This is a genomic window from Streptomyces fructofermentans (assembly GCF_014651055.1).
Lineage (GTDB): Bacteria > Actinomycetota > Actinomycetes > Streptomycetales > Streptomycetaceae > Streptomyces > Streptomyces fructofermentans.
In genome coordinates, this window is record NZ_BMWD01000004.1 from 262,881 (window position 1) to 285,625 (window position 22,745).

At 74.0% G+C, this 22,745-nt stretch carries 20 protein-coding genes; 8 read left to right on the plus strand and 12 right to left on the minus strand.

Features of this window, described 5'->3' with window-relative positions; genetic code table 11:
* The first annotated feature begins 53 nt into the window (after positions 1–53).
* Both IE265_RS08035 and IE265_RS08040 read left to right on the plus strand, forming a co-directional pair.
* Positions 54–884, plus strand: coding sequence for a 3-keto-5-aminohexanoate cleavage protein (locus tag IE265_RS08035; RefSeq protein WP_190034677.1), 831 nt, complete (start codon positions 54–56; stop codon positions 882–884).
* Between the two features lie 86 nt (positions 885–970).
* The gene (locus IE265_RS08040; protein WP_190034678.1) at positions 971–2,038 is read left to right on the plus strand and encodes an RNA ligase (ATP); all 1,068 of its coding nucleotides are present in this window, start codon (positions 971–973) and stop codon (positions 2,036–2,038) included.
* A gap of 21 nt (positions 2,039–2,059) precedes the next feature.
* Here IE265_RS08040 and soxR read toward each other — a convergent pair whose 3' ends face one another.
* Positions 2,060–2,572 carry a redox-sensitive transcriptional activator SoxR gene (gene soxR, locus IE265_RS08045; protein WP_190034679.1) on the minus strand — a complete coding sequence of 171 codons (513 nt, stop codon included), beginning with the start codon at positions 2,570–2,572 and terminating at the stop codon, positions 2,060–2,062.
* A gap of 107 nt (positions 2,573–2,679) precedes the next feature.
* On the opposite strand from soxR, the gene IE265_RS08050 reads away from it, so the two are divergent.
* The gene (locus tag IE265_RS08050; RefSeq protein WP_190034680.1) at positions 2,680–3,141 is read left to right on the plus strand and encodes a MaoC family dehydratase; all 462 of its coding nucleotides are present in this window, start codon (positions 2,680–2,682) and stop codon (positions 3,139–3,141) included.
* A gap of 25 nt (positions 3,142–3,166) precedes the next feature.
* Here the strand turns inward: IE265_RS08050 and IE265_RS08055 are convergent, their stop codons facing one another.
* The 3 genes from IE265_RS08055 to IE265_RS08065 all read right to left on the minus strand — a co-directional run bounded on the left by IE265_RS08055 (position 3,167) and on the right by IE265_RS08065 (position 5,443).
* The gene (locus IE265_RS08055; protein WP_190034681.1) at positions 3,167–3,841 is read right to left on the minus strand and encodes a TetR/AcrR family transcriptional regulator; all 675 of its coding nucleotides are present in this window, start codon (positions 3,839–3,841) and stop codon (positions 3,167–3,169) included.
* Between the two features lie 92 nt (positions 3,842–3,933).
* Entirely contained in the window at positions 3,934–4,221 is a 288-nt protein-coding gene (locus tag IE265_RS08060; RefSeq protein ID WP_190034682.1) for a YiaA/YiaB family inner membrane protein, read from the minus strand.
* 70 nt (positions 4,222–4,291) lie between these two features.
* Positions 4,292–5,443: an acyl-CoA dehydrogenase family protein gene (locus IE265_RS08065; RefSeq protein WP_190034683.1), complete on the minus strand. Its 1,152-nt coding sequence runs from the start codon at positions 5,441–5,443 to the stop codon at positions 4,292–4,294.
* A gap of 77 nt (positions 5,444–5,520) precedes the next feature.
* On the opposite strand from IE265_RS08065, the gene IE265_RS08070 reads away from it, so the two are divergent.
* The 3 genes from IE265_RS08070 to IE265_RS08080 all read left to right on the plus strand — a co-directional run bounded on the left by IE265_RS08070 (position 5,521) and on the right by IE265_RS08080 (position 8,252).
* Entirely contained in the window at positions 5,521–6,156 is a 636-nt protein-coding gene (locus tag IE265_RS08070; RefSeq protein WP_190034684.1) for a TetR/AcrR family transcriptional regulator, read from the plus strand.
* Positions 6,157–6,377: 221 nt separating this feature from the next.
* Complete coding sequence (locus tag IE265_RS08075; RefSeq protein WP_190034685.1) at positions 6,378–7,091, plus strand: ArsR/SmtB family transcription factor; 714 nt, start codon at positions 6,378–6,380, stop codon at positions 7,089–7,091.
* A gap of 123 nt (positions 7,092–7,214) precedes the next feature.
* A complete protein-coding gene (locus IE265_RS08080) occupies positions 7,215–8,252 on the plus strand; it encodes a DMT family transporter (protein WP_190034686.1) in 1,038 nt (345 codons plus the stop codon).
* Between the two features lie 358 nt (positions 8,253–8,610).
* Here the strand turns inward: IE265_RS08080 and IE265_RS08085 are convergent, their stop codons facing one another.
* The 8 genes from IE265_RS08085 to IE265_RS08120 all read right to left on the minus strand — a co-directional run bounded on the left by IE265_RS08085 (position 8,611) and on the right by IE265_RS08120 (position 20,380).
* Positions 8,611–9,714 carry a Zn-dependent alcohol dehydrogenase gene (locus IE265_RS08085; RefSeq protein ID WP_190034687.1) on the minus strand — a complete coding sequence of 368 codons (1,104 nt, stop codon included), beginning with the start codon at positions 9,712–9,714 and terminating at the stop codon, positions 8,611–8,613.
* A gap of 101 nt (positions 9,715–9,815) precedes the next feature.
* Entirely contained in the window at positions 9,816–11,204 is a 1,389-nt protein-coding gene (locus tag IE265_RS08090) for an aldehyde dehydrogenase family protein (protein WP_190034688.1), read from the minus strand.
* 544 nt (positions 11,205–11,748) lie between these two features.
* A complete protein-coding gene (locus IE265_RS08095) occupies positions 11,749–13,095 on the minus strand; it encodes an ABC transporter ATP-binding protein (RefSeq protein ID WP_190034689.1) in 1,347 nt (448 codons plus the stop codon).
* 443 nt (positions 13,096–13,538) lie between these two features.
* The gene (locus tag IE265_RS08100; protein ID WP_190034817.1) at positions 13,539–14,840 is read right to left on the minus strand and encodes an MFS transporter; all 1,302 of its coding nucleotides are present in this window, start codon (positions 14,838–14,840) and stop codon (positions 13,539–13,541) included.
* Positions 14,841–14,885: 45 nt separating this feature from the next.
* Positions 14,886–16,466, minus strand: coding sequence for a CitMHS family transporter (locus IE265_RS08105; RefSeq protein WP_190034690.1), 1,581 nt, complete (start codon positions 16,464–16,466; stop codon positions 14,886–14,888).
* 122 nt (positions 16,467–16,588) lie between these two features.
* A complete protein-coding gene (locus tag IE265_RS08110; protein WP_190034691.1) occupies positions 16,589–18,844 on the minus strand; it encodes a molybdopterin oxidoreductase family protein in 2,256 nt (751 codons plus the stop codon).
* A 290-nt stretch (positions 18,845–19,134) separates the two neighbouring features.
* Positions 19,135–19,755 (minus strand): TetR/AcrR family transcriptional regulator, encoded by a 621-nt coding sequence (locus IE265_RS08115; RefSeq protein ID WP_190034692.1) that lies wholly within the window; start codon positions 19,753–19,755, stop codon positions 19,135–19,137.
* 64 nt (positions 19,756–19,819) lie between these two features.
* The gene (locus IE265_RS08120) at positions 19,820–20,380 is read right to left on the minus strand and encodes a hypothetical protein (protein ID WP_190034693.1); all 561 of its coding nucleotides are present in this window, start codon (positions 20,378–20,380) and stop codon (positions 19,820–19,822) included.
* A 178-nt stretch (positions 20,381–20,558) separates the two neighbouring features.
* Here IE265_RS08120 and hmgA point away from each other — a divergent pair, with 178 nt between their 5' ends.
* Positions 20,559–21,923, plus strand: coding sequence for a homogentisate 1,2-dioxygenase (gene hmgA, locus IE265_RS08125; RefSeq protein WP_190034694.1), 1,365 nt, complete (start codon positions 20,559–20,561; stop codon positions 21,921–21,923).
* A 43-nt stretch (positions 21,924–21,966) separates the two neighbouring features.
* Complete coding sequence (locus IE265_RS08130; RefSeq protein WP_190034695.1) at positions 21,967–22,716, plus strand: GntR family transcriptional regulator; 750 nt, start codon at positions 21,967–21,969, stop codon at positions 22,714–22,716.
* Positions 22,717–22,745: the final 29 nt, after the last annotated feature.

Consider the following 22,745-nt stretch of genomic DNA (forward strand, 5'->3'; position numbering starts at 1 on the left):
CCGGCCCGGCCGGCCGGGAGCTGTGTGTCGGTGCGCCTGGCACCATCGGGGGCATGGTGCAGGTCTGTCTGAACGGGACCCGCGGGTCGGGCGACGGTGCGGGTGTGCCGTTGTCGCCGGGGGACATGGCCGCCTCCGCCGCCCGGGCGGTCGAGGCGGGTGCGTCGGACGTCCATCTGCACCCCAAGTCCCCGTGTGGACATGACACATTGTCCCCGAAAGCGGTCGCGGCGACGCTGGAAGCGGTGCGTTCACGCCTACGGGTTCCCGTCGGGGTGACCACCGGGGCCTGGGCCGAGCCCGATCCGGCCGCCCGGGTCGCGCGGATCCGCGCCTGGGCCGTGCTCCCCGACCACGCCTCGGTCAACTGGCACGAGCCGGGGGCGGAGGAGTCGGCGGCCGCGCTCATGGAACGGGGCGTGGGCGTCGAGGCGGGCATCTGGTCCGAGACGGACGGGGCTGCGCGGTTCGCGGCGTCACCGCTGCGCACCCGGGTGCTGCGGGTGCTGGCCGAGGTGACGGACCCTGACCCCCGCACGGCCGCGGACACCGCGAGGGCGCTGCTGGCCTCGATCCGGCCCGTCCCGCCGGTGGTACCCGCCGCACCGGGAGCGCCGCCCTTCCCGGGGCCGCCCGTTCTGCTGCACGGCGAGGAGGGCGGCACCTGGCCCGTGCTGCGGCTGGCCGGCGCCCTCGGCCTGGCGACACGCGTCGGCCTGGAGGACACGCTGCTGCTGCCCGACGGCCGACGGGCCTCCTCCAACGCCGAGTTGGTGGCGGCGGGGCTGGTCGAGTACGGCCGGGCCCGGCGCGCGTCGCGACCGGGCGGCCCTGCTGCCCCAGGCTCCGCAGGCCGGTCCCGGCGCGGGCGGCGAGGAGGTTAGCAGCTCCGAAATCCCTCGCTCCACCCCTTTGCCGTCAGGACAGTTGGGGGTGATGAGAACCGGCTGAGGAACCGAGGAGCACCACCATGTCGACCCTCCGCGTCACCGCCGAAGTGCTGACCGTCCACGAGCATCCGAACGCCGACGCGCTCGAACTGGCCCAGGTGGGCCTGTACCGGGCCGTCGTCGCCAAGGGCGCCTACCGCACCGGGGAGATCGCCCTCTACATCCCGGAGCAGTCCGTGCTGCCCGCGGAGCTGATCGAGGAGCTGGGTCTGACGGGGCGTCTCGCGGGCGGTTCGGCGGACCGCGTCAAGGCGGTGCGGCTGCGCGGCGAGCTGTCGCAGGGCATCGTCTGCCGGCCGAGGGCGCTGGCGGGCGTCGACCTCGCCCGGGAGGCCGCCCGGGGGACGGACTTCGCGGAACGCCTCGGCATCACCAAGTGGGTGCCGCCGATCCCGCCCGCCATGAGCGGTGACGTGGAGCCGGCTCCCGATCTGCTGCCCTGGGTCGACATCGAGAACATCCAGCGCCACCCGGGCGTCTTCGCCCCGGGCGAGCCCGTGGTCCTGACCGAGAAGCTGCACGGGACGGCCTGCCTGCTCACCCACTTCGCCGAGGACGGCCGCGTCCAGGTCTCCTCGAAGGGCTTCGGCGCCAAGCACCTGGCCCTGAAGGAGGATCCGCGCAACCTCTACTGGCGCGCGATCCACGGCCACGGCGTGGCCCGGGCCGCCGCCCGGCTCGCCGAGCGGCTCGGGGCGCGCCGGGTCGGCGTCTTCGCGGAGGTGTACGGGGCGGGCGTGCAGGACCTCACGTACGGCGCCGACGGCCGGCGCGAGAGCCTCGGGTACGCCGTGTTCGACGTGTCCGCCGAGATCGACGGCGAGGTCCGCTGGCTGGACGCGTGGGAGCTGCTCGACGGTGAACTGCCGCTCGTGCCACGGCTCCACGAGGGCCCGTACGACATCGGACGCGTGCTGGAGTTCGCGTCCGGGCGCGAGACGGTGTCGGGGCGCGGGCTGCATCTGCGCGAGGGGGTCGTGATCCGCCCCGCCACCGAGCGGTACAGCGCGGTGACGGGCGGCCGGGCCATCGCGAAGGCTGTCAGCCCGGCGTATCTGACCCGCAGGGGCGGCACCGAGTACGAGTGAGGGCGGCGCCCGGGGGCGGCCTCAGCGGCAGCTCCCGGGCTCCTTCTCGCGCCGCCCTGAGGGCTGCGAGCGCTGCTTCCCGCGCTCCACCATGAGCCGGGAGCCGCTCTGCCGCTCGCCGAAGACGTCGTCGGGGTTGGACAGCACGCAGGTCTCCAGGGACAGGCAGCCGCAGCCGATGCAGTCCGTGAGGTGGTCGCGCAGACGGCCCAACTGCTTGATGCGCTCGTCGAGTTCCGAACGCCACGCCTCGGACAGCCGGGCCCAGTCCTCCCGGGTCGGCGTGCGCTCCTCGGGGAGTTCGGCGAGTGCGTCGCGGATCGTGGCCAGCGGGATGCCGACGCGCTGGGCGGCCCGTACGAAGGCGACGCGGCGCAGCGCGTCACGGTGGTAGCGGCGCTGGTTGCCCGCGGTGCGGCGGCTGCTGATCAAACCCTTGGACTCGTAGAAGTGCAGGGCCGAGACTGCCGCGCCGCTGCGCGCCGACAACTGGCCGACCGTGAGTTCATGGATCTTCTCGGGAATCTGGGGCACCCCTGTGACCCTACCGACCGCGGCACGCACCCGGTCCGTTGACAGGGAACCTCCACCCGACCATGCTAAGCAGTTGCTTAGACATTGCGACGCGGGAGGCCAGGGACATGGCAGAGCCGAGGATCTTCACGTCCGCCGACGAACTGAGGTCGGCGGTGGGCGAACAGCTGGGGTACAGCGACTGGGTGGAGGTCGACCAGAAGCGGATCGACCTGTTCGCGGACGCCACGGGCGACCACCAGTGGATCCACGTGGACCCGGAGAAGGCCGCGGCGGGCCCGTTCGGGACGACCATCGCCCACGGGTACCTCACGCTGTCGCTGCTGCCGCTGTTCGGGCCGCAGCTCATCGCGGTGGAGGGCGTCCGGATGGGCGTCAACTACGGCACGAACAAGGTGCGCTTCCCGGCGCCCGTGCCGGTCGGCTCGCGGCTGCGCGCCACTGCCGGGATCACCGGTGTCGAGGAGGTGGCGGGCGGGGTGCAGGTGTCCGTCGCGTTCACCGTGGAACGCGAGGGCGGCGAGAAGCCGGTCTGCGTGGCCGAATCCGTGTCCCGCTACTACTTCTGACCACCGCCGACCGCCGCGCCGCGCGTCAGCCCCGGGCGCTCCGGGGCAGCTCGCGCGGCTCCGCGTGCCCCGCGAGGGGCTCCGCGCCGACCATCCGCAGCACGAGGTCGGCGTACAGCGCGCCGACCTCCTCCGGGCTGCGGGCTCCGCCGACGTTGAACCAGCGGGCCACGTCGATGCACAGGGACAGCACCGCGAGGGTCGTGCCCGGCACGTCGGGGACGTCGAAGGCCCCCTCGGCCACACCGTCCTCGATGATCCCGCGCACCTCGGCGTCGCACTGCCGGCGCAGGGCGATGATCTCGGCCCGGGCCTCCGGGCCCAGCGAGTCCAGTTCGTACTGCACGACGCGGGCGGTGGTCCGGCCGCCGGCGTGCCAGCGCACGAACGAGCCGACGGCGTCCGCGAGCCGCTCGGTCGCGGTGCCCTCGCGCCCGGCCGCCGTCCGCAGGATGTCGAGCGCCTTGGCGTGGCCGATGCTGCTGATCCGGTGGAGCAGCTCTTCCTTGGTCTTGTAGTGGATGTAGAGCGCGGCCGGGCTCATGCCGGCGCGGCCCGCGATGTCACGGGTCGTCGTCGCGTGGTACCCGCGCTCGGCGAAGGCCTCCACGGCGGCGACGAGCAGCCGCCGGGCCGCGTCAGGGGTGACCTCGGCCCACGGCTGCGCCTCGCCGCCGACCGTCTCCTCCGCCGTACTCATCGCTGGTTCGCCCCTATCTCTTGGCAGGACGAACACCATACCCCCGATACTGAGCGAGCGCTTAGCCCCGTCCGCCGGACGCCGGCACCCGTTCAGAGCTTCTCGTACGGGTCGTGGTCCGCTAGGAGCTTCTCCAGCCGGGCCTGGTCGACCCTGCTGACGATCTGCCCGGCCTCCTGGCGGTCGCGGACGACCTTGGCGAGGGTGAACGCCGAGGTGACCAGGTAGAGGACGGCGATGCCCAGGAAGGCGCGCACCCAGGTGTCGGCCTCCAGTTTCAGGATGCCGACGCCCGTGGCGACCATGGCGACCACGAACGAGGCGACCGCCTGACCGTGGAAGGCGGCGGTGGACTGCTGCTTGACCGGTGTGTCACTCATGACCACAGGGTCGGCGAGGCCGGCCGCGTGCCGCATCCGCCGTGCTACTCAGGGTCCGGCGCCCGCGTACTCAGAAGGCCGAGACCCCGGTCAGCGCCCGGCCGATGACCAGCTTCTGTATCTGGCTGGTGCCCTCGTAGAGGGTCATCACGCGGGCGTCGCGCAGCAGCTTGCCGACCGGGTACTCGTCGATGTACCCGTAGCCGCCGAACACCTGGAGGGCGTTGTTCGCGGCGCGCACGGCCGCCTCGGAGGCGAAGAGCTTGGCCTTGGAGGAGGCGGTGGCGAAGGGCTCGCCGCGGTCGATCAGGTCGGCGACGCGCCAGGTGAGCAGGCGGGCGGCGTCCACGTCGACATCGATGTCGCTGAGGAGCTCCTGGACGAGCTGGTGGTGGGCGATGGTCCTGCCGAACTGCTCGCGCTCGGTCGCGTACGCGACGGCGGCCTCCAGCGCGGCCCGGGCGATCCCGACGCAGCCCGCCGCGACGGACATCCGGCCCTTGGCCAGCGCGGACATGGCCACGGCGAAGCCCTTGCCCTCGGGGCCGAGCATCGCGGAGGCGGGCACCCGCACGTCCTCCAGGACGAGTTCGGCGGTGGCCTGGCCGCGCAGTCCGAGCTTGCCGTGCACGGCGCGCCGGGTCAGGCCGGGGCTGTCGGCCGGCACCAGGAAGGCGGAGACACCCCGGTGCCCCGGCGCGTCGGTCGAGCGGGCGAAGAGCAGTACGACGTCCGCCCAGGTGCCGTTCGTGATGAACATCTTGCTGCCGTTGACCACGTACGAGTCGCCGTCCCGTACGGCCCGGGTCGCCAGGTTGCCCGCGTCGGAGCCCGTGCCTGGTTCGGTGAGGCCGAAGCAGCCGAGGGAGGAGCCGGAGGTGAGCCCCGGCAGCCACCGGCGCTTCTGCTCCTCGCTCCCCCAGGAGGCGATCGTCTTCGCGACGAGGCCGAGGGAGACCGAGACGATGCCGCGCACCGAGGAGTCGCCCCGGCCCAGCTCCTCCGTGACGAGGCAGTACGCCAGGTGGTCGCCGCCGGAGCCGCCGTACTCCTCGTCGATCGTGAGCCCGAGGAAACCGACCTCGCCCAGCTTCTTCACGATCGAGCGGTCGACCTCCTCCGCCCGGTCCCAGCCGATGACGTTCGGGGTGATCTCGCGGTCCACGAAGTCCCTGGCGAGCCTCCGGACGGCGGTCTGCTCCTCGCTCAGCTCCAGGTTCATGACGCGTCACCCCATGTGAAAGCCGTACATTTAAATTAGCACTGCTAGTTTGTTTGCGCAGCCCTACTATGTGCGCCATGGCCCGACCGCGCAAGCCCCTTCTCAGCACCGACCGCATCGTCGAGACGGCACGGTCACTGGTCGACGCCGAGGGCCTGGCGGCCCTCTCGACGCGCCGCCTCGCCGCCGAACTGGGGGTCAGCGGCCCGTCCCTCTACAACCACTTCCGCACCAAGGACCAGATCCTGGAGGCGGTCGCGGACTCCGTCAGCGCGCAGGTCGACCTGTCGATGTTCCAGGACGGCCGGGACTGGCGCACCGCGCTGCACGACTGGGCCGTCTCGTACCGGGCGGCGCTGCGCGACCACCCGAACATCGTCCCGGTGCTGGCCCGCGGCCCCGGCCGCAGGCCCGCCGGCCTGCGGCTCGCGGACGCCGTCTTCGGCGCGATGGTCGCGGCCGGCTGGCCGCCGTCCACGGCGACCTCCATCGGCGCGCTGATGCGGTACTTCGTGACGGGGTCGGCGCTGGGCTCGTTCGCGGGCGGCTTCGTGGACGACGAGGCCGCCTACGACCCCGCCGACTACCCGCACCTCGGCCAGGCCCACCTCCTCGCCGAACAGCAGGAGAAGATCGACGAACGAGCCTTCGAAACAGGCCTCACAGCCCTCCTGGACGGCCTGACCCAGCAGTACAACGCCCTGCCCCCCTGACCAGCCCCCCGGGCCACGTGGGAGGCCCGCAGGGCCCCAAGGGGCGCGGGGAACTGCGCGACCAGCCACCACGGCGGCGCCGGCCGACAGACCACCACAGGCCCGCAGGGCCCCAAGGGGGCGCGGGGAACTGCGCGACCAGCCACCACGGCGGCGCAGCCGGCACCTCGTGCGCCCAAGGTTCGGCGCACACCGAAACGTCCGTACCCCATCCTGGACGCATGTCCCCCCGCACACACCCCGGCGCCGCAGCCCTGGCGGCCCTCGCCGGCCTGCTGGCCGACGAGACACGGGCCGGCTTCCTGCTGGCACTGCTCGACGGACGCGCCTGGACCGCCGGTGAACTCGCCCGCCACGCGGGGGTCGCCGCGTCGACGACGAGCGAGCACCTGGGCAAGCTGGTCGCGGGCGGCCTGCTCGCCGAGGAGCGGCAGGGACGCCACCGGTACGTACGCCTCGCGGACGCCCGGGCCGCCCAGCTCGTCGAGGACCTGGCCGCACAGGCCCCGCCGACCGCCGCCCCACGCCCGCGCACCCTCGGCGAGGCGGGCGCGGGCAGCGCCATGGCACGCGGGCGCACCTGCTACGACCACCTGGCCGGGCGGCTCGGCATCGCCGTCACCGACGCGCTCACCGGCCTCGGGCTGCTCCGCCAGGACACGGGCTTCGCGCTCACGGACGACGGGCTGCGCTGGTTCGGCGGGCTCGGCGTCCCCCTCGTACGGACAGGGCGGCGCCCGCTGGCCCGCGCCTGCCTGGACTGGACGGAACGGCGCCCGCACCTGGCCGGAGTGGCCGGCGCGGCCCTGTGCCGGCACGCCCTGGAGGCGGGCTGGTGCGTACGCATCGGTTCCGAGCGCGCGCTGAAGGTCACGGACCGGGGCGGCCGGGCGCTCTCGGAGCTGCTCGGTATCCCCGAGGGGACCCTGCGGTGACCCGGGAGCCGCGGCCCGCGCGGCGCACCGCCGGACCGCCCGGGTCCCGCGGCGCACCGCCCGACCGCCGGGTCCGAAAATCGCGAGCCCTTTCCACTCCCCCCGCTTAGCCTCTGGACCGTGATGAAGCCTGTTCGAACCCCGCGCCGCACCGAACTCCTCGCCGCCGCGGCCGCGACGGTCACCGTGCTCCTGTGGGCCTCCGCGTTCGTGTCCATCCGGAGCGCGGGCGAGGCGTACGCGCCCGGCGCCCTGGCGCTCGGCCGGCTGCTCGCCGGGGCGCTGGTCCTCGGGGTCATCTGCCTGATACGGCGGGAGGGCTTGCCCCCCAGGGCGGCCTGGCCGGGGATCGTGGTCTCCGGACTGCTCTGGTTCGGGCTCTACATGGTGGTGCTTAACTGGGGCGAGCAGAAGGTGGACGCGGGCACCGCCGCGCTGGTGGTGAACGTCGGCCCGCTGGTGATGGCCCTGCTCGCGGGCCGGCTGCTCAACGAGGGTCTGCCGCCCCGGCTGCTCGCGGGCATGGCCGTGTCCTTCGCGGGCGCGGCGGTCGTCGGCCTGTCGATGTCGGGCGAGGGCAGCGCGTCCGTCCTCGGCGTGCTGCTGTGCCTGCTCGCGGCGGTCGCGTACGCGGGCGGAGTGGTGGCCCAGAAGCCGGCCCTCCGGCACGCATCCGCGCTCCAGGTGACGACGTACGGCTGCGCGATCGGGGCGGCGGCCTGTCTCCCCTTCGCCGGGCAACTGGTGTCCGACGCCGCCGACGCCCCGCTGTCCGCGACGCTCAACATGCTGTACCTGGGGGTCTTCCCGACCGCCCTCGCCTTCACCACCTGGGCCTTCGCCCTCGCCCGCACGACGGCCGGGAGGATGGGCGCGACGACCTACGCGGTCCCCGCGCTCGTGGTGCTGATGTCCTGGGTCGCCCTCGACGAGGTCCCGGGCTGGATCACGCTCGGCGGCGGCCTGGTGTGCCTGGCGGGCGTCGCGGTGTCGCGGTCCCGCCCCCGGGCGGCCGCGGGAGCCGCGGTTCCCGCGGGTGCCGATCCCGACGCGGCCGCCGACGCCCCGGCGGGCCCCGGCCCGGTGCCGGCTGCCGCGGTGGGCGCCACCGCGGAAGCGCCCGCCGACGCGGGCCAGGGGCCGGAGCGCGAGCGGGACTGATCAGGGCCCGGAGGCGCGGACCGCCGGCCCGACGCGGGCGGGCGGCACCGTCACCGGTGGACGCGGGCTGGGCGGGAGGCGACCAGGCCTCCCGCCCGCCCGCCCCCGGCCTCCCGCCGGCGCCGCCTCGCGGGTCACCCCGGCCGGCTCGGCCGACCCGTACCGTCCGGTCGTCCTCACCGCCCGTCCGGGGCGGGCAGCCTCACCACCCGTCCGAGGCGGCCGTTCTCACCACCCGTCCGAGGCGGGCAGCCTCACCGTCCGTCCGAGGCGGCCGTTCTCACCACCCGTCCGAGGCGGGCAGCCTCACCGTCCGTCCGAGGCGGCCGTTCTCACCACCCGTCCGAGGCGGGCAGCCTCACCGTCCGTCCGGGGCGGGCGGGAACGTCACCAGCGCCCGGCCGCCCTTGCCCGCGAGCATGTTGTCGAACGCCGCCGGAATGTCCTCGAGACCGATGTGCTCCGTGACCATGGAGCGCAGGTCCAGCCTGCCCGCGCGGACGTGGGCGGCCAGCACGGGCAGGTCGCGGGACGGGTCCGAGTTGCCGAAGACGCAGCCGGAGAGGGTCCGGCCCCAGTGGAAGATCTCCAGGGCGTTGAAGGTGACCTGCTGGTCCTTGCCGCCGATGCCGACGACCGTCGTACGCCCGCCCCGCCGCGTGGACTCCCAGGCGGTACGGATCGTGACGGCACGCCCCACGCACTCGACGGCCACGTCGACGCCCTGCTTGCCGGTGAGGCCGCGGATCTCCCGGGCCGTCGTGTCGGAGGCGACCACGTACTCGGTCGCGCCCGCCTCCCGGGCGAGGGACTCCTTCTCCGGGGACACGTCGACCGCGACGATCGTCGACGCACCGGCGATCCGGGCGGCCTGGAGGGCGGCGAGACCGACCCCGCCGACCCCGAACACGGCGACGGTCTCCCCCGGCCGTACCGCCGCCGAGTGGTGGACCGCCCCGTAGCCGGTGAGGACGGCACAGCCGAGCAGTGCCGCGTCGGCCAGCGGAATCCCGTCCGGCGCGGGCAGCACGCACCCGGCGGCCACCACGGTCTCCTCGGCGAACGCGGCGACGTTCAGGCCCGGGTACAACTCCGTCCCGTCGGAGGAGCGCCGGGCGTGCACGGTACCGGCACCCGTCAGTGCCTCGGCGCACAGCCAGACCTCCCCGAGCGAGCAGGCGTGGCAGGCTCCGCACGACGGCGCCCAGTTGAGGACCACCCCGTCCCCGGGCGCGACGTGCGTGACGCCCGGGCCGACGGAGACGACGGTGCCCGCGCCCTCGTGGCCGAGCACGGCGGGCACCGGCAGCCGCATCGTCCCGTCGGACAGCGACAGGTCGGAGTGGCAGACCCCGGCGGCGGCGAGACGCACCCGCACCTGGCCGGGGCCGGGTTCCGGCAACTCGATCTCGGTGATCTCCAGCGGAGATCCGACGGCGGGCAGGACGGCGGCGCGGACCATGGGCGCAGAACTCCTGGATCTGACGGGACTGAACAGGACTGATGGGACTGACAGGGCTGAGGGGCCTGCCGGGCCTGAGGGGCGCGGGGCCCGCCACCCCTCTAGAACTGGAGGGACTTGGTCTGGAGGTACTCGGCCAGTCCGTGCGAGCCCAGCTCGCGCCCGACTCCGGACTGCTTGTAGCCGCCGAAGGGCGCGAGCGGGTTGAAGCGCCCGCCGTTGATGTCGACCTGCCCGGTCTCCATGCGCCGCGCGAAGGCCACCGCCTGCGCCTCGTCGCCGGCCCAGACCGCGCCCGCGAGCCCGTAGACGGTGCCGTTGGCGATCCGCAGGGCGTCCTCCTCGTCCTCGTAGCGGAGGATGGACAGCACGGGTCCGAAGATCTCCTCCTGCGCGAGGGTCATCTCCGGGGTGACGTCCGCGAAGACGGTGGGGCTCACGAAGTACCCCTGCTCGCGCGGGGCCACGGGACCGCCCGCGACCAGCCGCGCCCCCTCGGCGACACCCTTCTCGATGTAGCCGCGTACGCGCTGCTGCTGCTTGGCGTTGACGACGGGGCCGATGCGGTCCGCGTACTTCGCGGCGGCCTCCCCGGCGAGCGCGACCGCCTCCTCGTACTGCGTCTCGTGGACCAGCATGCGGGTCCAGGCGCTGCACGTCTGGCCGGAGTTGGACATCACGTTGGCCACACCGACGTTGACCGCCTTGGCGAGGTCGGCACTCGGCAGGATGACGTTGGCGGACTTGCCGCCCAGTTCCAGGGCCACCCGCTTGACGGCCGCGCCGGCCGTGGCGCCGATGCGCCGCCCGACGGCGGTCGAGCCGGTGAAGGAGACCAGGTCCACTCCGGCGTGCGAGGCGAGTGCCTGGCCCGCGACCGGTCCGAGGCCGGTGACGAGGTTGAAGACGCCTGCCGGGACGCCCGCCTCGTCGACGGCCTCGGCGAACAGCTGCGCGGTCAGCGGGGTGTCCTCGGCGGGCTTCAGCACGACCGTGCAGCCGGCCGCGAGGGCCGGGGCCACCTTGGCGACGATCTGGTGGAGCGGGTAGTTCCACGGCGTGATCGCGCCGACCACGCCGACCGGCTCCAGATGGACGGTCGAGTTCCCGACCTTCTCCTCGAAGGCGTACGAGGCGGCCAGCTCGGCGTACGAGCCGGCGACCGCGACGGGGGCCCCGACGTGCACCGCCTGCGAGAACTTCAGCGGCGAACCGAGTTCGGCGGTGACCGTGGCGGCGATCTCGTCGGCGCGGGCCACCAGGACGTCCCGGAGGGCGCCGATGCGTGCCGCGCGCTCGGCGGGCGGTGTCGCGGCCCACGCGGGGAAGGCCGCCCGGGCCGCCCGCACGGCCGCGTCGACGTCCTCGGCCGTGCCCGCCGGGACGTGCGCGAGGACCTGTTCGTCGGCCGGGTTCACGACGGCGATCGTGTCCGCCCCGGCGGCGGGGCGCCATGCGCCGTCGATGTACATGCCGTCGTGTGCCTTCATGCGATCCTCCCGGGAAGGGGGCGGGGCGTCGTCGTCCGCCACCCGCGCCTGGCCGTCGTCCGCCCCCCAAACTAGCGGTGATAGTTTTTGCGCGCCAGGGGCGGCCGCCGCAAGCCGGACGTGTCGCGGGTTCCGGGCCCGCCGTCCGGGGCCCGCGCGCCCCGGCGGAGGGCCCCGCGTGCGTCCTGGGCGGCGCGGGCGCGCGACCTGGACGGCCCGAAGGCACGGCCGGTCCCGGAGACATCCCGGACACGCGCCGGAGCGCCGGCCGGTGTCCGCCGTACGGGACCGGGTCGGCCGGTGTCCGCCGTACAGGACCGGGTCGGCCGGTGGCCTCCGTACGGGACCGGGTCGGCCGGTGTCCTCCGTACGGGACCGGGTCGGCCGGTGTCCGCCGTACAGGACCGGGTCGGCCGGTGTCCGCCGTACGGGGCCGCCGACCGTCGGCTGGGCGTACGGGGCCGCTCGCCGGCTGTACGGGGTCCGGCCGGGCGGGGGTCCGGCGGGCCCGGCGGGCCAGGCGCGGCCCGGGTCCCCGCCGGGCTCACTCCTCCAGGTCGGGCAGGCGTGCCGGGGCCGGGCAGATCCGTACGCCGCGCTGGTCGAAGACGAACAGGTGGGCGAGGTCCACGAGCAGCGGGACCTGCATGCCGTGCCGCAGCGCGTGGTCCGGCGTCGTACGGACGATCAGGTCGCCCGGCAGCCGGCCGTCGGGGGGCGGCGGGTCGTCCCGGTCGGCGCCGGTCTCCTCGGACGGGTCGAGGACCACGACGGGCCCGGCGCGCAGCCCGCCCGCGCGTCCCCGCAGCCGGCCGATGACCCCGCCCTCCTTGCGGCGGCGCCCCGCGGACCCGGCTGCGGCACGCGGCGCCTCCAGGTCCGGCACGAGGGCGGGCCGCGAACCGGTGTTGAGGTGGACGAGGACCTCGTGCCCCTGGAACTCCACGTGCTCGACGAGCCCGCTGATCGCCACCTCGCCGGGCCGGGCGTCCGAGGGCCGGGCCAGCCGCACGGCCTCGGAACGCAGTCCGACGATCACCTCGCGCCCCTGCTGCACCCGCAGCAACTGGTGGTCAAGGCACAGGGGTTCGGGCAGGACGAGTGCCTGGCGGCCGAGGCCGATCGACATGGCTCCGTCGAGGGGCGCGAGGACGATCCCGCGCAGCAGGTTGATGCGAGGGGTGCCGATGAAAGCGGCGACGAAGACGTTCTCGGGCAGCGCGTAGACCGTGCGCGGCGTGCCGAGCTGCTGGAGGACGCCCCCGCGCAGCACCGCGACCCGGTCGCCGAGGGACATCGCCTCCCCCTGGTCGTGGGTGACGTAGACCGTGGTGACGCCGAGGGTCCGGGTGAGCTGGGCGATCTCGGCGCGCAGGTGGTTGCGGAGCTTGGCGTCGAGGTTGGAGAGCGGCTCGTCCATCAGGAACGCGGAGGGGTGCCGGGCGATCGCCCGGCCCATGGCGACCCGTTGGCGTTCGCCGCCGGAGAGCTGGTGCGGGAAGCGGTCGAGCAGGTCCGCGATGCCGAGCATCCGGGCCGTGGCCTCGACGCGCGGGCCCGGGTCGGCGTTCGGGGCCTCCAGACGCAGCGGGAAGCCGATGTTCTCCCGGCTGCTCATGCCCGGGTAGAGCGCGTAGTTCTGGAAGACCATCGCCACGTCCCGGTCGGCGGGCGGCAGTTCGTTCGCGTAGGCGCCGTCGAGCCGCACCTCGCCCTCGGTGGGGTCCTCCAGTCCGGCGATCATCCTCAGCACGGTCGACTTGCCGCAGCCGGACGGCCCGAGGAGCACGAGGAACTCGCCGGGCGCGATGTCGAGCGACAGCCGCTCCACCACGCGCACCCCGCGCGTGTAGGACTTGCTGACCTGGTGCAGGGAGATGGCGCGTGACATAGGGAGGTGACCCCCGGGGTCTGACTGGGCGCTGGTGCTCCGCGGCCGGATGTCCCGCACGGTGCCGTACGGGACCCATGAGTCACGGAAGCTAACGGACCGCACACGCCCCGGGGAAGCCTTCTGGCGGGATCGGACGGCTCGAACACCGGGCCGCCTGCACGGAATTCACGCTTCCGGCAACTGCCGCCCGGCCCGGTCGGGTTCGGCCACCGCGATCCGCCTCCGCCGACGCCTCCGTGTACGCCTCCGGGTACGCCTCCGCGGACGCCTCCGCGCATCCCGCCCGACTCGCGGCCCGACCGACTCGCGGCCGGCACCCGGCCCGCGCCCCCCCGGCGTCCGCCACCCGACCCGCAACACCTCCACCGGTTCGCGCGTTCCGGCCGCGCCGAGGATTCCGTCCGCCCCACGACCCCCGCCCGAGCGCGGCCCCGCGCCCCCTACCGGTCCGCGGACGCCGGCCGGTCCACCGGCTCCGCCCGCGCCGCAGGTCCGACGGCTCCGACGGCCCCGGCCGCTCCGGTCACCCCGGCGGCGCCCGCCGCCTCCGCCGCCTCCGCCCGGTCCTGTCCCGCCGACGTACGCCCCTGCCGCAGCCCCAGCCCGGAGGCGACGAGCAGCAGCGCCCCGAGCAGGACGAACGGCGCGGCGACACCCGACACCCCGGCGACCAGTCCCGCGGCGGCGGGCGCGGCGACCTGGCCGAGCCGGTTGCCCGTCAGGCGCAGGGCGAGAGCCGTGGACCGGGCCCCGTCCGGGGCCGCCCGTACCACCGTGGTCATGGACAGGGGCTGTCCGACGCCCAGGCAGAAGCCGAGCAGCGCGAGGACCCCCGCGAGGGCCCCGACCGGCAGGGGCAGCGCGACCGCGGCGCACAGCAGTGCCGACAGGAGGCAGGTCCAGGTGAGCAGCGCCGCCCGCCCCAGCAGCCGCAGCATCGGAGTCATCACCAGACGGCACGCGATGGTGGCCGCCGCCCGCAGGCTCAGCAGCAGCCCGATCACGGAGGGCGCGATGCCGCGGTGCTCGCCGACCACCGGCAGGTACGCGGTGAGGATGTCGGTCGCGGACAGCACGGCGAGGCTGACGAAGATGCCGGCGGGCACGCCCCGGGTGCGCAGGATGCGGTGGACCGGCACCCGCTCCCCCCGTTCCGCGCGGGGCCGTCGCGGCGTCCGGTGCTCGATGCGCCACAGCGGGAGGAACGAGACGGCGGCGACCGCGGCCGCCGCGAGCAGGGCGCGGGCGCTCGTGCCTGCCATGTCGGGGGCGCCGATCAGCGCGCCCGCCGCGACCGGTCCGACCAGTTGTCCGAGCGAGGCGCCGATCGTGAAGTGGCCGAAGTTCCGGTCCTGTTCACGCGGCGCGGACTGGCGGGCCACGATCGACTGCGCGCCGATCACGAACGCGAGGTGCCCGAGTCCCATGACCCCGCTCCAGGCGGCCGTCGCGGCGAGCGAGCCCGCCGTACCGCTGAAGGCGCAGCCGCCCGCGACGAGGGCGGCACCTGCGGGCAGCAGCGGGGCGCACCTGCCGTGGTCGGTACGGCGTCCGAGCGGTACGGCGGCGAACAGCGGCAGCAGCGCGTAGACACCCGCGATCACGCCGATCGCGCCCTCGTCCGCGCCCAGCGCCAGGGCCCGGTAGGAGACGGCGGGCCGGGCCATCGACACCGCCCCCTGCGCGAAGGCGAAAGCGATGACGAGGCGGAGCAGCCAGCCGCGGCTCCCGCCGGGCCGCACGGTGACGTCCTGCATCGGTCGGTCCGAACTCCCTTTCCCCGAAGGTCAGATGATGCCGAAGAGGATGCCCGCGGCCAGCACGGTGAGCGAGGTGAGCGCGGCCCACTTGACCACGAACCTGGTGTGGTCGCCGAACTCGACCCCGGCCATGCCGACGAGGACGTACACCGCGGGGACGAGCGGGCTCGACATGTGCAGGGGCTGGCCGACGAGCGAGGCGCGGGCGATCTCCAGCGGCGGGACCCCGTGCGCGGCGCCGGCCTCGGCGAGGACCGGCAGGACTCCGAAGTAGAAGCCGTCGTTCGACATGAAGTAGGTGAGCGGGAGGCTCAGTACGCCGGTGACGACGGCCATGTGCGGGCCCATGCCCTCGGGGATTCCGTCGACGAGCCACTTCGCCATGGAGTCGACCATGCCGGTGCCCTGGAGGACGCCGGTGAACACGGCGGCGGCGAAGACCATGCCGGACACGTTCAGGACGTTGTCCGCGTGCGCGGCGAGGCGGTCCTTCTGGTCGGGGATGTGGGGGAAGTTGACCGTGAGGGCGAGCGCGGCGGCGAGCAGGAACAGGACCGGGATCGGCAGCAGTTCGGTGATCATGGCGGTCAGGAGGACCACCGTCAGCAGCGCGTTGAACCAGTACAGCCGGGGCCTCAGCGTCGGCCGGTCGGGGTCGAGCCCCTGAAGGCGTACGTCGCCCTCGGCATCCGTCGCCTCCCGGGCGCCCCCGGTCTCCCCTGCGCCCCCGGTCGGCTCCGCGCCGCTCCCGCCGGCTCCTCCGCCCGCGGTGTCCCGGTCGGTGGTACCGCCGCCGCCCGAACCGCCCGCGCCACGCGCGTCGTTCGTTTCGATCGTGTCGACCGCGGGAGCGTCGGCGCCCGCGCCGCCCGGGGCCGTGGGCGTACGTCCCGTACCGCCGGGGACTCCGGCGCCCGCGCCCACCAGGACGGCCCCGGTGGCGGGCGTCCCGGACCGGCTCCCCCCGCCGGCGAGCACGTCGTCGAGGTCCAGCACGCCGAGGCGCTTGCGCTCGCGGCGGCCGAGGACGTACGCGAGGGCGACGACGAGGACGAGTCCGACGGCGAGCGCGGGGATCATCGGTACGAAGATGTCGCCGGCGTCGAGCTTGAGCGCGGTGGCGGCGCGGGCCGTCGGACCGCCCCAGGGCAGCGTGTTCATCACGCCGTTGGCGGTGGCGGCGACGCCCGTCATCACGACGAGGCTCATCCCGAGGCGCTTGTAGAGCGGGTACATCGCCGAGACCGTGATCATGAACGTCGTGGAGCCGTCGCCGTCGAGCGAGACGATCGCGGCGAGCAGGGCCGTGCCGACGACGATGCGCAGCGGGTCGGCCCTGCAGAACCTCAGGATGCCCCTCACGATCGGGTCGAAGAGGCCGACGTCGATCATGACGCCGAAGTACACGATGGCGAACATCAGCATCGCGGCGGTGGGCGCGAGGTTGCCCACCCCTTCGATGACGTAGTCGCCGAGATGGGCCCCCTTTCCGACGAACACGCAGAAGAGTGCCGGGATCAGCACCAGCGCCGCGATCGGCGACATCTTCTTCACCATGATCAGGACCAGGAAGGTCGCGATCATGGTGAAGCCGAGGATGGTCAGCATGGATGGACACCTAACGTTCGCCCTTGAACTCCCACCAGGGCCGGCGGTGCGAGTGACGTTAGGTCGGCCGCGCGAGGCTCAGCAAGACGTTGACGCGCGAGCAATAAGCGCAAAACTCCAGGTCACAGCGTTGTGCCTGCTGGCGCCACCTCGATGGGTACGCCATTGAGCACCGCCGTGCCGGACAGCGGGTCGAGCAGGCTGCCGTCCAGGAGCTGGTTGACGTTGACGCCGGGCTCGACCGCGGCGTGGCCCAGCCGGGTGCCGGGCCGGTCGTGCCCCCAGCCGTGCGGCAGGCTCACGACGCCGCGCCTGACGGTGTCGGTGACCTCGGCGGGCGCGACGACCTCGCCTCCGGCGCCCTTGACCCGCACGGGGGCGCCGTCCACCACGCCGAGCCGTCTGGCGTCGTCCGGGTGGATGTGCAGTGTGCAGCGGTTGGTGCCGCCGGTGAGGGCGGGGATGTTGTGCATCCAGCTGTTGTTGGAGCGCAGATGGCGGCGGCCCACGAGGACGAGGCCGTCGGGGCGCCGGCGCAGCGCGTCCCGGAGCCGGGGCAGGTCGTCGGCGAGGGGCGGCGGAAGGAGTTCGACGAGTCCGCTGCGCGTCTTGAGGGGCTGCGGCAGCCGCGGCCGGAGCGGGCCGAGGTCGATGCCGTGCGGCCGGTCCAGCAGACCGGCGAGGGTGAGCCCGTCAGGCCGGGCGCCGAAGCCGTCGCCGTACGGGCCGAGGCGCAGCATCATGTCGAGGCGCCGCTCGGGGCCGCTCGCACCGGTGAGCCGCCCGGCGAGTTCGCGCGGGTCGCGGCCGTGCACGGGCGAGTGGGCCTCCTTGACGGCCTTGCCGAGGGTCTGGTCGATGACCAGTGTGTCGACGGCGGAGGGGTCGGCGCCGTGCATGCCGGTGGCGGCGAGCACGAGCCGGGCGAGGATCTCCGTCTCGGCCATCCGGCCCGGCTCCAGCGGGACGGCGGCGGGTGTGTAGCGGACCTGGTTGCGGACGGCGAGCGTGTTGAACGCGAAGTCGTGGTGCGGGCTCTGCGAGGGCGGGGGCGGGGGCAGCACGACATGGGCGTGGCGCGAGGTCTCGTTGAGGTACGGGTCGACGCTGACCATGAAGTCCAGTGAACCGAGGGCCTTGTCGAGGCGGTCGCCGTCGGGCGTGGACAGGACGGGGTTCGCGGCGACGACGACGAGGGCGCGGACCGGCTCGCCCTCCTCGGTGGCGGTGTCGATCTCCTCGGCGAGCGCGGCGATCGGCAGTTCGCCCTTGGCCTCCGGGTGGCGGCTCACGCGGCTGTGCCAGCGGCCGAGCCGGAAGCCGTGGCCGGGCCCCGCGGGCCGGGGCGTCCGGTCGGTGGCGGCCTGGGGAAAGAGGGCGCCGCCGGGCCGGTCGAGGTTGCCGGTGAGGATGTTCAGCACGTCGACCAGCCAACTGGCCAGGGTGCCGTGCGGGACGGTGCAGCTCCCGATGCGCCCGTACACGGCCGCGGTGGGCGCGGCGGCCAGCTCGCGGGCCAGCGCCCTGATGTCCGAGGCGTCGACGTCGCATGCCCCGGCCGCCGCCTCGGGGGTGAAGTCGCTTACCGCGGCGGCCAGTTCGTCGAGTCCCTGGACCAGCGGGGTGAGTTCGCCGAGGTCGGTGAGCCCTTCCTCGAAGAGGACGTGCGCCATGGCCGCGAGCAGCAGCGCGTCGGTGCCGGGGCGGATCGCCACGTGCCGGTCGGCGAGCCTGGCCGTACGGGTGCGGCGGGGATCGATGACGGTCAGCGTGCCGCCGCGGGTCCTGAGCGCCTTGAGCTTGCCGGGGAAGTCGGGTGCCGTGCACAGACTCCCGTTGGACTCCAGGGGGTTGGCGCCGATCAGCAGCAGGTGGTCGGTGCGGTCGAGGTCGGGCACCGGGATCGCGTTGGCGTCTCCGAACAGGAGCCCGCTGGAGACGTGCTTGGGCATCTGGTCGACGGTGGACGCCGTGAACAGGCTGCGGGTGCCGAGTCCGGCGAGCAGGACGGTCGGGTAGAGGGCGCCGGCCATGGTGTGCACGTTCGGGTTGCCGAGCACGACGCCGACGGCGTGCGGGCCGTGGCGTTCGGCCACGGGGCGCAGTCCGGCGGCGACCGCGTCGAAGGCCTCCTCCCAGGTGGCCTCGCGCAGTTCGCCGTCCTTGCGCACGAGTGGGGTGCGCAGCCGGTCGGGGTCGCCGTCGGCCGCCCCGAAAGAGGCGCCCTTGGGGCAGATGAACCCCTTGCTGAACACGTCGTCGCGGTCTCCGCGGGCCTGTGCCACCCGGGTGCCCTCGATGGTGAGCGTGAGCCCGCAGGTGGCTTCGCAGAGCGGGCAGATGCGCAGGGCTGTACGGGAGTCGGGGGTGGTGGACACGGGTCCTCCCGGAGGGGTGGCGGCGACGGTGACGCACGGACGCGCCGAGCATACCGACCGGTACGCATGGTGGGGAGGGGTGGCGGGGGGTCACGTCGCGAATTCGCGCCCCCGGATGCCCTGCGCGGCCTTCGCACGGGGTCTTCGCGCCCCCCTGGCCCCTTGCGCGGCCTTCGCGTGCCCTGCGCGCGGCCCTTCGAGGGCCTTCGCCCGCCCTGCGCGTGCCCGGCTCCCCTGGATCTCCCGGACCCGGGGCACGGGCCCCGCCCCTCGCCCCCCGGCCGTTCGTCTCAGTCGAGCGACCGCGCCAGGTACGCCCGCAGCAGCCCGCGCGTCTCCCCGATGACGCGGTCGTCACCGGCCGGGTCCATCCGGAAGGCGAGGTGCACGAGGGCGTCGGCGGCCTCGACGGCGACGAGGAAGGTGCGGCGGAGGTCCTCGTCGGGGGTGCGTCCGAGGTGGGCGCAGACCATGTCGGTGAGCCGGTCCGCGACACGGGTGTTGGGCTGGGCGTCGCGGGAGCCGACGGGTATCTGGTTGCCGAAGTCGACCAGCGAGAAGCCCGGCGCGGTGCGCTTCATGGCGAGGTACTCGTCCAGGACGGCGTCCATGGCCGTGCGCCAGCCGCCCCCTCCGGCGGTCAGCCGAAGGCGTCCGCCGACGCGTTCGGTGTACACCTCCAGGTTGCGCTGGGCGAGGGCGTCCGCCATCGCCCGCTTGTTCCCGAAGAACCGGTAGACGGAACCTATGGGCACTCCGGCGCGCTCGGCGACGGCACGGGTGCTCAGGGCGTCGTAGCCGACCTCGTCGAGGAGGTCGGCGCAGGCGTCGAGGATGCGGGTGAGGCGTTCGGCACTACGGCGCTGAACGGGCGCGCGGCGCAACGAGGTCGCAGGGGGCACGGGCTTCATGATGCCTTTCCGCCGGGGTCCGGTGAACCGTGCCCATCCGTACGGGAGTCAATGCCCGTACCACTCACCGACCCGTGTCCGCGGCGGACGGAGCGCCGCTCGCGGCACTTCCCGGGCCGGGGTCGGACACCGTGATGTCCGCCGTGCTGCCCACGGGCTCCCCGTCGACCGCCCACACCGTGTCGTCGTCGGCGTGCAGCCGCACGGTCACCTGGTGCGTGCCGCGCGGGACGAGGCCGCCCGCGAGGTGGTGGGTCGGGCCGCGCAGCAGGGACAGGGGACGGCCGTCCAGGCGCAGGAGCGCGTATCCGCGGCCCGGTTCGGCCGTCGTCCGCGCGCCCTCGGGCGTGAAGCGGAAGCGGTGGACGGTCAGCCGCACGTCCCAGCCGTCCTCGTCGGCGTCGGGCTCGATCTCCACGGCGACGCCCGGCGCGTCCTTCTCGTCGATCTCACGGTAGTGCCGCCCCTCCTCGTCCGTGTCCTCCAGCACCTTGCCCACCGGTGACGGCCTCACTCCGCCGCCCTGCGGCCCGCCGCCCCGGCCGCAGCCGGTGGCACCGGCGAGCAGGGCGCCGAGCAGGGCACAGACGGCGAGCGCGGTGACGTATACGCGCGTCCACGACATGCGGGGGAGATTAGGGCACCGCCCCGGCGGCCCGAATCCCCCTGAAGTCGGGTTCCCACGCGTTCCGCGGTCCCGGCCGGATCGTTCCGCCTGCGGCGGACCGGCACCCTCCGCCCCCTTGCGCGCCGAATCCGCGAATCCTACGGTGTTGCATAGGAATCAGAACGAGGGAGCGATCATGAGCGGGGACGCGCCGAACAGCGCCGAGGCACGGCGGAGGACCGCCGAGGCACTGACGTACCTCCCGGGCTTCGGCAACGAGCACAGTTCGGAGGCCGTGCCCGGCGCCCTCCCGCACGGGCGCAACTCTCCGCAGCGCGCGCCCCTCGGGCTGTACGCGGAGCAGCTCAGCGGATCGGCGTTCACCGAGCCCAGGGCGCACAACCGCCGCTCGTGGCTGTACCGGATCCGGCCGTCGGCGGCACATCCCCCGTTCACCCGCGTCGACAACGGCTCCGTGCGCACCGCGCCGTTCACCGAGTCGGTGCCCGACCCGAACCGGCTGCGCTGGAACCCGCTGCCCGAGCCCTCGCCGGGCACCGACTTCCTGGCCGGGCTGTGGACCCTCGGCGGGAACGGCGACGCGGCCCAGCGCGCCGGCATTGCCGTGCACCTCTACCACGCCAACGCGTCGATGGAGCGGGTGTTCGGCGACTCCGACGGCGAGCTGCTGATCGTGCCCGAGCGCGGAGGGCTGCTGCTGCGCACGGAGTTCGGGCTGCTGCGCGTGGAGCCGGGGCACGTGGCCCTGGTCCCCCGCGGGGTGCGCTTCCGCGTGGAGCTGCTCGACGCCCCGGGCGACGGGCGGTCCCCGTCGGCACGCGGCTACGTGTGCGAGAACTACGGGGCACCGTTCCAGCTCCCCGACCTCGGCCCGATCGGCGCCAACGGCCTCGCCAACGCCCGCGACTTCCTCGCCCCGGTCGCCGCCCACGAGGACGTCGAGGGTCCCGTCGAGGTGGTGAACAAGTTCTGCGGCAACCTCTGGTCGGCCACCTACGACCACTCTCCGCTGGACGTCGTCGCCTGGCACGGCAACCATGTGCCGTACGTCTACGACCTCCGCCGCTTCAATGTGATCGGCTCGATCAGCTACGACCACCCGGACCCGTCGATCTTCACGGTGCTGACCTCCCCGTCCGACACCCCGGGCCTCGCCGGTGTGGACTTCGTCGTCTTCGCGCCGCGCTGGCTGGTGGGCGAGGACACCTTCCGGCCGCCGTACTTCCACCGCAACGTGATGAGCGAGTACATGGGGCTCATCGAGGGCGCGTACGACGCGAAGGCCGAGGGCTTCGTGCCGGGGGGCGGCTCGCTGCACAACATGATGTCGGCGCACGGCCCCGACCGGGAGACCTTCGACCGCGCGAGCGCCGCGGAGCTGGCGCCGCAGAGGATCGACGACGGTCTCGCCTTCATGTTCGAGACGCGCTGGCCGGTCACCGCCACGGAGCAGGCGGCACGGGCGGAGCACCTCCAGCAGGGCTACGACGAGGTGTGGCAGGGCCTCCAGCGGCACTTCCGGCCGGTCGACCGATCGTGACCGCCCGTTGCACTGAACGCCCGCGAACGGTACGGATACCCTCGTGACCTCCTTCGCCCCGGACTCGATCGTCCTGAACCGCAAGCTGCCGCTCTGGTATCAGGTGTCGCAGTCCCTGCGCGCCTCGATACTCGGGCGGTCGCCGCAGGATCCGCTGCGCCTGCCCACCGAGGAACGGCTCGCGGAGCACTACGGGGTGAGCGTGCTGACCATGCGGCAGGCGCTCAAGGAGCTGGAGGACGAGGGGCTGATCACCCGGCACCGCCGGCGCGGCACGTTCATCGAACCCGGCGTCACGCGGGGCGCGCCGGTCCGGCTGCTGGGCTCGGTCGACGCGATCGTGGCCCAGCAGTCGGGCATGACGACGGAACTGCTCGACCACGGCCGGGAGCCCGTGCCCGCCGAACTCGTCGAGCACTTCCCGGACGTGGCCGAGGTGGCGACGTACCACCGGCTGCGCTGCGACGAGAAGACGGGGGAGCCGACCAACCACGCGCGCAACTACGTCCGGCCGGAGCTGGCCGCGCTGATCGACCCGGAGGACCTGGTCCGCTGGCCCATGACCAAGGTGCTGCGCGACGTCGCGGGTGCCCGGATCGGGCAGATCACCGACACGGTCGAGGCGCGGCTGGCGGACCCGGAGACCGCGCGGCTGCTGCGCGTGCCGCTGCTGAGCCCGATCCTGCACTACACGGGCATCGTGCACGGCGAGGACGGCCGGGCACTGGACGTGGCCCGCATCCAGTACCGCGGCGACCGCTTCTCGTTCACCGTCACCCTCGACGCCCACTGACCGTGCGGGACCCGGCCGCCGCTCGGGGC

Excerpts from the sequence above, each read along its gene's own strand:
- IE265_RS08035 (WP_190034677.1), top strand. The coding sequence starts at position 54 with ATGGTGCAGGTCTGTCTGAACGGGACCCGCGGGTCGGGCGACGGTGCG.
- IE265_RS08040 (WP_190034678.1), top strand. The coding sequence starts at position 971 with ATGTCGACCCTCCGCGTCACCGCCGAAGTGCTGACCGTCCACGAGCAT.
- IE265_RS08050 (WP_190034680.1), top strand. The coding sequence starts at position 2,680 with ATGGCAGAGCCGAGGATCTTCACGTCCGCCGACGAACTGAGGTCGGCG.
- IE265_RS08055 (WP_190034681.1), bottom strand. The coding sequence starts at position 3,841 with ATGAGTACGGCGGAGGAGACGGTCGGCGGCGAGGCGCAGCCGTGGGCC.
- IE265_RS08060 (WP_190034682.1), bottom strand. The coding sequence starts at position 4,221 with ATGAGTGACACACCGGTCAAGCAGCAGTCCACCGCCGCCTTCCACGGT.
- IE265_RS08065 (WP_190034683.1), bottom strand. The coding sequence starts at position 5,443 with ATGAACCTGGAGCTGAGCGAGGAGCAGACCGCCGTCCGGAGGCTCGCC.
- IE265_RS08070 (WP_190034684.1), top strand. The coding sequence starts at position 5,521 with ATGGCCCGACCGCGCAAGCCCCTTCTCAGCACCGACCGCATCGTCGAG.
- IE265_RS08075 (WP_190034685.1), top strand. The coding sequence starts at position 6,378 with ATGTCCCCCCGCACACACCCCGGCGCCGCAGCCCTGGCGGCCCTCGCC.
- IE265_RS08080 (WP_190034686.1), top strand. The coding sequence starts at position 7,215 with ATGAAGCCTGTTCGAACCCCGCGCCGCACCGAACTCCTCGCCGCCGCG.
- IE265_RS08085 (WP_190034687.1), bottom strand. The coding sequence starts at position 9,714 with ATGGTCCGCGCCGCCGTCCTGCCCGCCGTCGGATCTCCGCTGGAGATC.
- IE265_RS08090 (WP_190034688.1), bottom strand. The coding sequence starts at position 11,204 with ATGAAGGCACACGACGGCATGTACATCGACGGCGCATGGCGCCCCGCC.
- IE265_RS08095 (WP_190034689.1), bottom strand. The coding sequence starts at position 13,095 with ATGTCACGCGCCATCTCCCTGCACCAGGTCAGCAAGTCCTACACGCGC.
- IE265_RS08105 (WP_190034690.1), bottom strand. The coding sequence starts at position 16,466 with ATGCTGACCATCCTCGGCTTCACCATGATCGCGACCTTCCTGGTCCTG.
- IE265_RS08115 (WP_190034692.1), bottom strand. The coding sequence starts at position 19,755 with ATGAAGCCCGTGCCCCCTGCGACCTCGTTGCGCCGCGCGCCCGTTCAG.
- IE265_RS08120 (WP_190034693.1), bottom strand. The coding sequence starts at position 20,380 with ATGTCGTGGACGCGCGTATACGTCACCGCGCTCGCCGTCTGTGCCCTG.
- hmgA (WP_190034694.1), top strand. The coding sequence starts at position 20,559 with ATGAGCGGGGACGCGCCGAACAGCGCCGAGGCACGGCGGAGGACCGCC.